Origin of the sequence: Myxococcus sp. AB036A, from assembly GCF_006547355.1 — a bacterium.
Taxonomy (GTDB): domain Bacteria; phylum Myxococcota; class Myxococcia; order Myxococcales; family Myxococcaceae; genus Myxococcus; species Myxococcus virescens.
This window is the reverse complement of sequence record NZ_VHLC01000009.1, coordinates 122149-133973: the sequence shown is the minus strand read 5'-3', so window position 1 is coordinate 133973 and position 11825 is coordinate 122149. Positions and strand designations below refer to the sequence as shown.

The window sequence follows — 11825 nt, the reverse complement described above, 5'->3', positions numbered from 1 at the left end:
GCTCCGGCGTGGGGGGCAGGGCCAGCCCCGGGAACTCCGCCGCCGTGCCAGTGAACACCAGCCGCGTGCCGCCTCGGAGGACCTCGAACTCAAAGGACGAGGGCGCTCCGGTGCGCCAGACAAAGAGGATGTCCGACGGGCGGGAAATCTGCTGCGTGTTGATGCGCACGATGACGTCGTTCTTCTGGAAGGGCCAGAACGCCACCGGAGAAGACTCCGTCACGACCACCGCGCTGAGGTCACGCACCGTCTTGAGCTCGACCACCAGGCTCGCACCATTGGCCTGCATGGAGACGCGGTCCGTCGAGGCACTGGTGCTGGCGGAGTTCACCTTGGCCGCCCTTTCACGCGAGGAGTTCGCGGCATGACTCGGGCCTGCGCTGGCCACGAGCAAACCCAGAATCAGAATGGGACTGTTCACAGGCGACCATCCTTGTGGAGGTGGACTGCGGGACGACGAGAGGAGCGGCTCCGGGCCCGGGCCTCTTGCACAGCTCAGCGAGGCCCTGCCCTTTCAAACCATCGGCATGGACGACAGGCTTCAGGACTGCGTCATGAAGTGGCGCACGAAGAGATAATCCAACCATGACTAATGGTCAAATCACGGCAACCCATCATCAAACGCAACCATTTCGCACCAGCACGACGAGGCGCGCAACGACAGGATTCTCGTTTGGATCCTCCCGTATTTCCTGGCAAGAGCCAGCCCCATCACTGATGTCTGGATGCCTGGTTGTTACATTTCATGTCACAACTGGGACTTTCCCGACACCGGCGGCGACCGCGTGCGTCGAGCCTTGCTCCAGGCAGGCTCGGACGCACGCCGCCATCCACCGCCTCACGCCATTACGGCGCGTCAGCGCGCGAGGAGCTCCTGGGTGGGGCATGTCACATTGGTCGGCATGGCCCACAGCGCGTCACCCCAGGTGTTGGAGTAGGCGCGGAAGAACACGGTGCCGCCCACGCGGGTGAAGTCCTCGGGCGAGGAGCCGCCCAGGGGGCTGAGGTCCGCGACGAGACCTGTCCGCTCGGGCGTGCCGTCCGTCACCCAGGGCTCCAGGCCCGTGCCGCCCTCGTTCGAGCTGAAGAGCAGCGTCCCGGCGCCAGTGTCGAAGAGCGGCGAAGCCCACTCATCGGACGTCGACAGGCCCCGGCTGAGCTCCCGCGTCCCCGCCGCGGTGCCATCCGTTACCCAGAGGCTCACCTCGCGAGGCGCGGGCCCGGGCGTGCCGATGCCCACGGACAGATAGAGCTTCCCGCCCGCGCGCACCGCCATCTGCGTGAAGGGCCACGCGCCGGGCTGGCCCGCGTAGCGGTTGGGCAGCGTGGTCACCGTCTCCTTGCCACCGCCCGCGAGCGACACCCTCGACACCCTCAAGGAGGTCCCTCCCCCGACCACGGACGACAGATAGACGTGCCCACCCAGGGCCCCCAGCAGCCGGACATCGCCACCGAAGGACTCCAGGCGCACGGTGCCGCCCGGAGTCCCGTCCGTCTTCCAGACCTCCGTGATGGCCCCCGAGTCCCAGAAGGTGAAGACACCCACGCCCGTCTCGGTGTGCTCCCAGCTGGAGATATAGATCCGCTCCGCGTCCAGACGCTTGACCTGCCTGGTTCCCGCGACCGTTCCATCCGTCCGCCACAGCCAGGTGCCCGCCACCGTGCTGCTCATGGTGAACAAGCGCGCCCCCGCCACCTCCACTGAGCGTGACGACACCTCCTGGTCCGGTCCGTAGGCCATGAGCTGGAACGTCCCCGCCTCCGTCCCATCGGAGCGCCACAGCGACACCCCGGCTCCCGCGGAGGAGTTCCGGAAGAACGTCAGCACGTCCCCTGCCTGTCCCAGGTAGGACAGCGAGGAACTTGCGGTCCCCGGCTCGAGGTCCTTGACGAGCCGCGTGCCCGCTCCCGTCCCATCACTGACCCACAACTCCCTTCCAAATGGCGACTCATTCACCATGAAGAAGAGGCGGGCGCCCACCGGCGTGAACGCGCTCAGTCCCTGGTAGCCCGGTCCCGGCGCGATGAACTCCTTCACGGGCACGGTGCCCACGGAGGTCCCATCACTGCGCCACAGGGTGGCGCGGTCTCCGTAGAGGTCCGACCCGAAGTAGAGCGTGCCCTGCACGTTCGTCAGTGAGTCGGGCACCGGCACGTTGGGGGACGGGAGCGGCGCGCCCGGAGGCAGGATGTCCTTCACCTTGTAGACGGTGCCCCCGGGAGCACAGGCGTGTGCCTGGACTCGCGCGTCCCTGGTGGCGGCGCTCACGTCCTCCTCGACACCACCACAGCCCAGCATCCCCAGCCCCGCGAGAACACACCAGCTTCCAACGCGCATGTGCACCACTCCTCTCCGGCCCGAAACCGGGGGACGGTGGGAAGCAGGGTGGCGAACGCCCATTGCCCTGGAGGGCCGGCCGCTTCAGGAAATCCAACACGGCGTCTGGCCAAGGAAGTGCGCTCGGGTCGCTGGTGAGGAAAAAACCAGTCGATGGAGACGTCCAGCTCCCGGTTCTGGAGACCTCATCTACGGGTTCGAGAGCGTGCAGGCCTGTACGGCGAAGTGCGGAAACACGCGTCAGTATGGCCAGCCCGCGCCCCAGTACGCAGCGTGCCAATCCAACATGGCGAGCACGCACATCAACATGCGTGACTGTATCCCCGGCCGCGAACGGTTTTGAGTAGACGCCAGACCTGGGCAGGGCGTGCGCATTCCAAACACACGTCAGACCCACGCCATGAAATGTACCCACTGACGGCGACTGGTTTCGGGAGAAGGCCATGCCTTCACCCGAAGCGGGCACGTTGGATGGAACGCAGGGGGCCTGAAACGTGGACGTGCCTGGACATCGCTTTGGACGTGCCGTGGTCATGGGCGGCAGCATGGCGGGGCTGCTGAGCGCCCGCGCGCTCGCGGACCACTTCGAGAAAGTCATCATCCTGGAGCGGGACCCGCTCCCCGATACGCACGCGGCGCGCAAGGGTGTTCCCCAGGGCACGCACGTCCACGTGATGCTGGACGCGGGTCACCGCCTCCTGGAGCGCTTCTTCCCCGGCCTCCTCCAGGACCTCCAGGACCAGGGGGCCGCGCTCATCGATTCGACCCGGGACGTCGCGTGGCACCACTTCGGCGTCTGGAAGTCGCGCGTCCCCCAGGGACTTCCCTTGCTGGTGTGTACGCGTCCCTTCCTGGAATGGCACGTGCTGCGCCGGGTGCTGGCGCTGCCCAACGTCGAGTTTCACGGCGGCGTCTCGGTCGAAGGACTGCTCACGGACGCCTCCCACCAGCGCGTCACCGGCGTGCGGTTGAAGAAGGCCGGCGTGGAGGAACCGCTGGAGGCCGCGCTGGTGGTGGATGCCACGGGCCGGGGCTCGCGTGCGCCCCAGTGGCTGGAGGCCCTGGGCCATGCACGTCCCGAAGAGGAACAGGTGCGGGTGGACCTCGCGTACACCACCCGCCTCTACGAACCTCCCGCGCACCGCCAGGAGGACTGGAAGGTCCTCATGCAGTACCCGTGTCCGCCGGTGAACTGGCGCACTGGCTTCATCTGCCGCGTGGAGCAGGACCGCTGGATTGTCACCCTCAATGGGTACTTCGGTGAGCACGCGCCCACGGACGACGAAGGCTTCCTCGCGTTCGCCCGCTCACTGCCCCAGCCGGACCTGTACGCCTGCCTGCGGGAGGCCCGGCCATTGGGACCGCTCACCCTGCACAAGGTGAAGGAGAGCCGCTGGCGGCACTATGAACGCCTCGCGCGCTTCCCGGAGAACTGGGTCATCGTCGGTGACGCCGTGTGTGCCTTCAACCCCGTCTTCGGCCAGGGCATGTCGGTGGCGGCCCAGGGCGCGGCGCTGCTCCACGCCTGCATCGAAGAGCAGGCCAGGCGCGTCCCCACGACGCTCGACGGACTCGCCCAGCGCTTCCGCAAGCGCCTGTCCGACACCATCCGCCTGCCCTGGTTCATGGGCACGAACATCGACCTGCAGTACCCGCAGGCCGTTGGCCAGCGGAAGCCCGGCGTGGGGGTGCTGCACTGGTACATCCGGCGGATGATGGAGCGCAGCTCCCAGGACGCCGCCGTGCACCGGCAGTTCAACCGCGTCCTGCATCTCCAGGCGGGGCTGGGCGCCGTCCTCCAGCCTTCGGTGGCCCTGCCGGTGCTCGCGGACGGCGCCCGCGCGCTCTTCATGCCCCTGCATGCGCGAGCGAACACAGACATCCGCCCGGCCCTGCCCACATCATCTCCATGACGGACCGGCGCGCGAAGGCACGCGGCGGCCGAGCCGCTCCGCGAAGAAAGCGAAACTGCGCACGTCCGTGCGCGTGCGGCCCAATGGCTGGCAATGGAGGTTCGCGCCGTCTCCATGCATGGCCTCGGTGAACGCGCCTCGCGAACTCCGCACCTCCAACGCTCCCCCTGAGCTGTCCGGCTTGACGGGGGCAACCCCAGCCTCCTCGCCCCTCAGAAGAAACACCCAGGCTTTGACGGTGCGGACGTAAGCATCTATGATGCGCGACTGATTCGCAGAATCAAAATCACCCTATCCAGCGACCACCGTGAGTCCATCCAACAGGCGTTCCCTTCCGCTCTTCGCCCTGCTTTCCGTCGTCGTCGTGCTGGCCGTCCTGTGGGTGGGCGTGAGGTTCCAGCGCCCGGACGCCGCCGCGTCCGCTCCCGCCGCGGAGGCTGCCGCGCCAGAGGGCCGGACGGTGACGCACGGACAAGGCACCACCGTCGTCCCGTTGAAGCCGCGGCGGGTGGTGGTGTTCGACCTGGTGGCGCTGGACATCCTCCAGGCCCTGGAGGTGGACGTCCACGGCGTGGCCGGCGACATGTTCCCCCAGCACCTGACCCAGTTCCGGGACGCGAAGTACCCGCGCATGGGCACCCTGTTCGAGCCTGACTACGAGGCACTCCAGGCCGCGAAGCCGGACCTCATCATCACCGGGGGCCGCTCCAGCGCGAAGTACTCGAACCTCTCCCGCATCGCGCCCACCATCGACGTGCCGATGAGCGGCAAGGACTTCATCGCCTCGGTGATTGCCAACACGGAGATGCTGGCCAGCGTCTTCGGCAAGGAGGAGAAGGCGCGCGGCCTGATTGAGGACCTGCGCAAGTCGGTGGCGGACCTCCAGCAGGTGACGGCGACCCGCGGCAAGGGCCTGGTCGTGCTCGTCACCGGAGGGCGCATGAGCGCCTATGGCCCGGGTTCGCGCTTTGGCGTCATCCATGGTGACTTCGGCGTGCCCGAGGCCGCCGAGGGCCTGCGCACCTCGCTGCACGGCGAGTCCATCAGCGCGGAGTTCATCCGGGAGAAGAACCCCGACTGGCTGTTCGTCATCGACCGGGACGCCGCCACCGGCCAGAAGGAAGGCAATGCCCGGCAGGTGCTGGACAACGAATTGGTGCGGCAGACGACGGCCTGGCAGAAGAACCAGGTCATCTACCTGGACCCCAGCGTCACCTACCTGACCGGCGGCGGCATCCAGTCCGTCAAACAGCTCCGCGACCAGGTCGCGAGCGCCTACGCGCAGGCCCAGTAGTCCATCCCCACCGTGAAGCGCGCGTTCGCCGCCGCCGCCGTCCTCGTCACGTTGGCGGTCGTCAGCCTCCTGATTGGCGCCAGTGACGTGTCCTGGCGCGCCCTCTTCGCGCCCGAGCCGGATGACCGCGCCCTCCAGGTGCTGGTCATCAGCCGGCTGCCGCGCCTGTTCGCCGTCATGCTGGCGGGCACGTCCCTGGGCGTGGCGGGCCTCCTCATGCAGATGATTGCTCGCAACCGCTTCGTGGAGCCCACGACGGCGGGCACCGCGGAGTCCGCCAGCCTGGGCCTGCTGACCGCCACCCTGCTGGCGCCGGGCCTTCCGGTGCTCGGGAAGATGATGGTGGCCACCGTCTTCGCCCTCGCGGGGACGGCGCTGTTCCTGCTGGTGCTGCGGCGCATTCCCCTGCGTTCGGCCCTCATCGTCCCGGTGGTGGGCCTGATTCTGGGCGGCATCATCGATTCGGCGACGACCTTCTTCGCCTACCGGTACGACCTGCTTCAGACGGTCAACGCGTGGACCACGGGCGACTTCTCCACCGTGCTTCGCGGCCGTTACGAGCTGCTGTGGGTGACCCTGGGCCTCACCTGCGCCGCCTACACCGCCGCGGACCGCTTCACCGTGGCCGGCATGGGCGAGACGTTCACCGCCAACCTGGGGCTGAACTATCCGCGCATCGTCGCGCTGGGGCTGGTCATCGTCGCCCTGGTCACCGCGATGGTCGTCGTCACCGTGGGCATGATTCCGTTCCTGGGCCTGATTGTCCCCAACCTGGTCAGCATGGTCATGGGCGACAACGCGCGCAGGTCCATTCCCTGGGTCGCGGTGAGCGGCGCGGCCTTCGTGCTGCTCTGCGACATCGTGGGCCGCGTGGTGCGCCACCCGTATGAGATTCCCGGAGGCACCATCGCCGGCGTCATCGGCAGCGTGCTCTTCCTGTACCTCCTGCTGAAGCGAGGCGCCCGTGCCAGCTAGCGCCCCGCCCGTCAGCCCCCTGCGGCCCCTGCTCGTGCTGGGCTGCGTGGCCGTGGCCTTCATGGCCCTGTTCATGCTCGTCGACGTGAGCGGCCCGTGGGACTTCGTGCTGCCCTTCCGCGGGAAGAAGGTCGCCACCGCGTTGCTGGTGGGCTACGCCGTCGCCGTCTCCACGGTGCTCTTCCAGACGGTGACGGGCAACCGCGTGCTGACCCCCGCCATCATGGGGTTCGACTACCTGTACGTGCTCATCCAGACGTGCCTGGTGTTCTTCCTGGGCTCCACCACCGTGGCGGGGCTGGATCCCCGGTTCCTGTTCGGCGCGGAGGTCATCATCATGGTGGCCTTCTCCGCCGTGCTGCACGGCTGGCTCTTCGGCATGGCCCGGGGCAACGTCCACCTGCTGCTGCTCAGCGGCGTGGTGATGGGCGTGCTGTTCCGGAGCCTGTCGTCCTTCGTCCAGCGCGTCATCGAACCCAACGAGTTCATCTTCCTGCAGGACCGCTTCTTCGCCAGCTTCAACGACCCGGAGCACGACCTGCTGCTGCTCTCCGCGGTGCTGACGCTGGGGGTCTCCGTGCTGGGCCTGCGGCTGCTGCGCGCCTGTGACGTCCTGGTGCTGGGCCGGGAGGCCGCCATCAACCTGGGCGTGGACTACCAGCGGACGGTGTCCTGGGTGCTGGCGCTGGTGGCCATCCTGGTCGCCGTGTCCACCGCGCTGGTGGGGCCCGTGACGTTCCTGGGGTTGCTGGTGGCCAACATCGCCTACGCGGTGATGCGGACGTACCAGCACGCGTTCGTCCTCCCCGCCGCCGCGCTCATCGCCGCCATCGCCCTGGTCGCCGGGCAGTTCATCCTGGAGCGCGTCTTCCGCCTGGACACCAATCCACGCGTCATCATCGAGTTCGTCGGCGGGATGGTGTTCATCGCGATGCTCATGAGAAAGGCCACGAGATGATCGAGGCGAAGAACGTCAGCAAGCGCTACGGTGAAACGCTGGTGGTGGATGGCGTCACCCTGAGCCTGCCCGTGGGCGGCATCACCTCCATCATCGGCCCCAACGGCGCGGGCAAGTCGACCCTGCTGTCCATGATGAGCCGGGTGATGCCCATGTCGTCGGGCAACGTCTGGGTGGACGGGCTGGACGTCACCACCACGCCGGGGGACACGCTCGCGAAGCGGCTGGCCATCCTCCGGCAGGACAACCACATCTCCGCCCGCCTGACGGTGCGTGAGCTGGTGACCTTCGGCCGCTATCCGCACACCAAGGGCCGCCCCACCGTGCAGGACCGCGAACACGTGGAGCGGGCCATCGAACACATGGGGCTGAGCGCGCTCGCCGACCGCTTCCTGGATGAGATGTCCGGCGGCCAGCGTCAGCGCGCCTTCGTGGCCATGGTGCTCTGCCAGGACACGGACCACGTGCTGCTGGACGAGCCGCTCAACGGCCTGGACCTGAAACACGCGGTGTCCATGATGAAGCGGCTCCGGCACGCCGCGGACACGCTGGGCAAGAGCTTCGTGCTGGTGCTGCACGACATCAACTTCGCCTCCTGCTACTCCGACCACATCGTCGCCATGCGCGACGGCAAGGTCGCGTTCCAGGGCCGCCCGGAGGACATCATGCGCCCCGACGTCCTGCGCGCCATCTACGAGCTGGACATCTCCGTGCAGCAGATTGAAGGCGACTGGATTGCCACCCACTACCGGTGATGGCGCGGCGCGCCAGCCTGGAAAGCAAGGGGTTTCCACTAATCACATACACTTGCACTGCCTTCTCGGGCTGTGCCACATTTCGCCGCGCTGGCCATGACGTCAGCAGACAGCAAGACGCCACCACCTCAAACCAGGAGTTCGCCATGAAGAAGGCCCTGTACTCTTTGGCTGTGCTGATGCGGTTTGCTCGCGCGGACAAGCTCTCCGCCCCGTATATCTATTACTAGTCAAAAGCCGTCAGGCATTGCGCCCTGACGGTTGGGTCTCAAGAGCTGGTCGACGTGGGTGGAGCGCAGGGTTCGCTCCACCTGCGCCAGCGGCAGTTCCCCTCCTCCAGGACCCGTTCATGCCACAGGTGCGCCTTCCGCCGGGGCCTCAGGGCCACTTCATTGCTGGCAACCTGGTGGAGTTCTCCGAGGACCCGCTGGGATTCCTCACCCGCTGCGCCAGGGAGTACGGCGACGTGGTGCGCCTGGGGAAGCGCAACTTCCTCCTCAATCACCCGGACCTGATTGAACGCGTCCTCGTCAACGGCGACGGCAACTTCGTGAAGCTCGCCGGAGTGGGCCAAGGCAAGCGTCACAAAGGCGGCTTTCCCGAAGCGATGATGAACAGCGAGGGCGAGGACTGGCTGCGCAAGCGGCGCCTCGTCCAGCCCGCGTTCCATCGCAAGCACGTGGCTGCGTGTGGTGACACCGTGGTGGCCCTCACCGAAACGATGCTCCAGACGTGGCGCCCGGGCGACGCGCGGGACGTGCACGCGGACGTATCCGCGCTGGCGCTCGACATCGTCAGCCGATTCCTCTTCCACACGCCCATCGACGACGAGGCCCGCCACGTGGCTGACGCCGTGGACGCCGTCATGCGGCACACCGACAGTCCCCTGCGGCCGCCCATCTGGGTGCCCACGCCCACCAACCTCCGCCTGCGCCGCGCCCTGGGCCGGCTCAACACGCTGCTGGCGACGCTCGTGCGCCGCTATCGGGAGCAACCGGAGTCGCGCACGGACCTGCTCGCCCTGTTGCTGTCCGCTCCGGTACCCCTCTCCGAGGCCCAGCTGCGCGATGAGCTGGCGACGATGATCATGTCCGGACACGAGACGACGGCGGACGCGCTCGTGTGGGCCTGGTACCTGCTGGCCCAGCACCCGGAGGCCGAGGCCCGGCTGGTGGCGGAGCTGGAGACGGTGCTCGGGGGCCGGCTCCCTGGCGCCGAGGACCTTCCGCGCCTGCGCTACACGGAGTCAGTGGTGAAGGAGGCCATGCGCCTGTACTCACCGGCGTGGATTACCAGCCGGGAGGCGCTGCGCGACTGTGAGCTCGGTGGGTTCCACGTCCCGGCGGGCACGATGCTGGCGGTGAGCCAGTGGGTCACCCACCGCGACGCGCGCTACTTCGACGCCCCCGAGTCCTTCCGTCCAGAGCGCTGGCTGTCCGAGGACGCCCAACGCATGCACCGGTACGTCTACTTCCCGTTCGGCGGCGGCCCCCGGTTCTGCATCGGCTCGGCGCTGGCGATGATGGAGACGGTGCTCATCACCGCGTGCGTGGCGCGGCGGTTCCGGCTCGAGCTGGCACCAGGCTGCGTGGTGCGGCCCCGGCCGGCGCTCGCGCTCCAGCCGCTCGGGGTCCGGCTGATTCCGCGGCATCGCTCTCACCAAACACAGGAAGGCGAGGTGCGGCATGCGGCGGGAGCATGAAGGGGCAGCGGTCCGGCGCGAGTTCTTCCGCTCGGCATACCTGCTGGGCGCACCCTGGGACATCGGCCGGCCCCAACGGGCCTTCGTCCAGTTGTGGGAGGCCGGCGCGATTTCCGGCGAGGTGCTCGACGTGGGCTGCGGCTTCGCGGAGAACGCCCTCTTTCTAGCGGCCAAGGGCCTGCCGGTGTGCGGCGTGGACATGATGGAGCCGGCCATCCAGCGGGCGCGCGAGACGGCCCGTCTGCGCGGGCTCGACGTGGACCTGCGTGTGGGCAACGCCCTGGAGCTGGCCACGCTGGGCCGGCGCTTCGACACCGTCATTGATTCGGCCCTGCTCCACGTCTTCGAGCCTGGAGACCGGCCCGCGTTCGCCGCCAGCCTCGCGAGCGTGCTCCGGCCCGGCGGGCACTACCATGCGCTGTACTTCCGCGACGGACCGCGTGCCGTTCCACCGGAGGCACTGAGCGCGGCCTTCGGGGAAGGCTGGCGCGTGAAGTCCATCCGGGAGGCACACTACGAGCAGACCGACCCGGAGGGCGCGCAGGCCTGGCTCGCCACCATCGAACGGGTGCCACCTTCCTCATCGACAGAGGACTGACCCAGGCGCTGTCGCTCCCACCACGAAGCCAGCGCGGGCCCCTTCACTCCGCCAGCAGCTCGCGAAGCCGCGCTTCCAGGAAACGCCGCTCGGGCGCGGTGCGGACCATTGCCAGCGCCCGCCGGTAGGCACTCACGGCCTCGTCCTTGCGCCCCAGACGCCGGAGCAGGTCCGCGCGCGCGGCCGGCAGCAGATGGTAGTCCGCCAGCCGTCCGGAGGCCTCCAGGTCATCCACCAGGGACAATCCGTGCTCGGGGCCGCGGGCCATCGCCACGGCGGCGGCATGGTTGAGCGCCACCACGGGTCCCGGCGTCAGCACCACCAGCCGCGCATACAGCGCGGCAATCTGCGCCCAGTCGGTGTCCTCGGCGCGCGGGGCCTGGGCATGCAGCGCCGCGATGGCCGCCTGCACCGTGTACGGCCCCCGAGCCCCCATGGCGAGCGCGGCTCCCAGCTCCGCCAGTCCTTCGTCCCGCTGCGCGCCATCCCAGAGCGAGCGGTCCTGCCGGTCCAGCAGCACCAGCCCGCCATCCGCCGCCACGCGTGCCCGGCGGCGGGAGTGGTGAAGCAGCATCAACGCCCGCAGGGACGCCACCTCCGCGTCGCCTGGGAGCAGCGAGCGCGCCAGCCGGGCCAGGCGCAGGGCCTCTTCGCAAAGGTCCACTCGCAGCAACGCCGGCCCGTCCGTGGCCGCGTAGCCCTCCGAGAAGACGAGGTAGAGCGTGTGCAGCACGCCCTCGGTGCGCTCTCCCAGCGCCTCGGGCTCCGGGATGACGTAGGGGATGCGCGCGGTGCGTATCTTCCGCTGCGCGCGCACCAGTCGCTGGGCCAGCGTGGCGGGCGACACGAGGAAGGCGCGGGCGATCTGCTCCGTCGTCAACCCACACAGGCAACGAAGCGCGAGCGCCACCTGGGCCTCGGGTGACAAGGCGGGGTGACAGCAGGTGAAGAGCAGCCGCAGCGAGTCGTCCGGCAACGTCTGCCATTCGGCGTCGTCCACGGATGGCGCCACCGCCTCCAACTCGCCCACGCGCGCCTCCAGGCGAGCGGACCGCCGCATGCGGTCCACCGCCTTGTTGCGCGCGACACGCATCAGCCAACCGGCCGGCTCGCGCGGCACACCCTCGCGCGGCCACTGATTCAAGGCCGCGGCGAAGGCGTCCTGCACCACCTCCTCCGCCGCGCCGAAGTCGCCGTCCAGCACGCGGATGAGCGTGGCCACGATGCGCCCGTAATCCTCACGGTGCGCCCGTTCGAGAATGGAGGAGGTGTCCATCATGCCGCGCGGGAGC

The 11825-nt window shown here is 68.6% G+C and carries 11 protein-coding genes; 8 read left to right on the top strand and 3 right to left on the bottom strand.

Annotated elements, in window-relative coordinates; translation table 11 throughout:
• Positions 1-421: hypothetical protein (locus FL344_RS06310; protein ID WP_228564822.1), on the bottom strand; the 421-nt coding region annotated here is incomplete at its 3' end.
• Between the two features lie 435 nt (positions 422-856).
• Complete coding sequence (locus FL344_RS06305; protein WP_228564821.1) at positions 857-2338, bottom strand: hypothetical protein; 1482 nt, start codon at positions 2336-2338, stop codon at positions 857-859.
• Positions 2339-2832: 494 nt separating this feature from the next.
• Between FL344_RS06305 and FL344_RS06300 the strand changes: the two genes are divergently transcribed.
• The 8 genes from FL344_RS06300 (at position 2833) to FL344_RS06270 (ending at position 10533) form a co-directional block, all read left to right on the top strand.
• Positions 2833-4251 carry an NAD(P)/FAD-dependent oxidoreductase gene (locus FL344_RS06300; protein ID WP_141617881.1) on the top strand — a complete coding sequence of 473 codons (1419 nt, stop codon included), beginning with the start codon at positions 2833-2835 and terminating at the stop codon, positions 4249-4251.
• 307 nt (positions 4252-4558) lie between these two features.
• Positions 4559-5545 (top strand): siderophore ABC transporter substrate-binding protein, encoded by a 987-nt coding sequence (locus FL344_RS06295; protein ID WP_141617880.1) that lies wholly within the window; start codon positions 4559-4561, stop codon positions 5543-5545.
• A 12-nt stretch (positions 5546-5557) separates the two neighbouring features.
• A complete protein-coding gene (locus FL344_RS06290; protein WP_141617879.1) occupies positions 5558-6520 on the top strand; it encodes an ABC transporter permease in 963 nt (320 codons plus the stop codon).
• The gene (locus FL344_RS06285; protein ID WP_141617878.1) at positions 6510-7478 is read left to right on the top strand and encodes an iron chelate uptake ABC transporter family permease subunit; all 969 of its coding nucleotides are present in this window, start codon (positions 6510-6512) and stop codon (positions 7476-7478) included. Before FL344_RS06290 ends, FL344_RS06285 begins: the two co-directional genes overlap by 11 nt.
• Complete coding sequence (locus FL344_RS06280) at positions 7475-8233, top strand: ABC transporter ATP-binding protein (RefSeq protein WP_141591790.1); 759 nt, start codon at positions 7475-7477, stop codon at positions 8231-8233. Before FL344_RS06285 ends, FL344_RS06280 begins: the two co-directional genes overlap by 4 nt.
• Complete coding sequence (locus FL344_RS40005) at positions 8233-8463, top strand: cittilin family RiPP precursor (RefSeq protein ID WP_368667070.1); 231 nt, start codon at positions 8233-8235, stop codon at positions 8461-8463. Before FL344_RS06280 ends, FL344_RS40005 begins: the two co-directional genes overlap by 1 nt.
• A gap of 119 nt (positions 8464-8582) precedes the next feature.
• On the top strand, positions 8583-9935 hold the full coding sequence (locus tag FL344_RS06275) for a cytochrome P450 (RefSeq protein ID WP_141617877.1): 1353 nt from the start codon (positions 8583-8585) through the stop codon (positions 9933-9935).
• The gene (locus FL344_RS06270; protein ID WP_141591788.1) at positions 9919-10533 is read left to right on the top strand and encodes a class I SAM-dependent methyltransferase; all 615 of its coding nucleotides are present in this window, start codon (positions 9919-9921) and stop codon (positions 10531-10533) included. Before FL344_RS06275 ends, FL344_RS06270 begins: the two co-directional genes overlap by 17 nt.
• A 43-nt stretch (positions 10534-10576) precedes the next feature.
• Here the strand turns inward: FL344_RS06270 and FL344_RS06265 are convergent, their stop codons facing one another.
• On the bottom strand, positions 10577-11812 hold the full coding sequence (locus tag FL344_RS06265) for an RNA polymerase sigma factor (protein ID WP_141617876.1): 1236 nt from the start codon (positions 11810-11812) through the stop codon (positions 10577-10579).
• Positions 11813-11825: the final 13 nt, after the last annotated feature.

Coding starts and splice junctions, on each gene's coding strand:
- FL344_RS06305 (WP_228564821.1), bottom strand. CDS start 2,338: ATGCGCGTTGGAAGCTGGTGTGTTCTCGCGGGGCTGGGGATGCTGGGC.
- FL344_RS06280 (WP_141591790.1), top strand. CDS start 7,475: ATGATCGAGGCGAAGAACGTCAGCAAGCGCTACGGTGAAACGCTGGTG.
- FL344_RS40005 (WP_368667070.1), top strand. CDS start 8,233: ATGGCGCGGCGCGCCAGCCTGGAAAGCAAGGGGTTTCCACTAATCACA.
- FL344_RS06275 (WP_141617877.1), top strand. CDS start 8,583: ATGCCACAGGTGCGCCTTCCGCCGGGGCCTCAGGGCCACTTCATTGCT.
- FL344_RS06270 (WP_141591788.1), top strand. CDS start 9,919: ATGCGGCGGGAGCATGAAGGGGCAGCGGTCCGGCGCGAGTTCTTCCGC.
- FL344_RS06265 (WP_141617876.1), bottom strand. CDS start 11,812: ATGATGGACACCTCCTCCATTCTCGAACGGGCGCACCGTGAGGATTAC.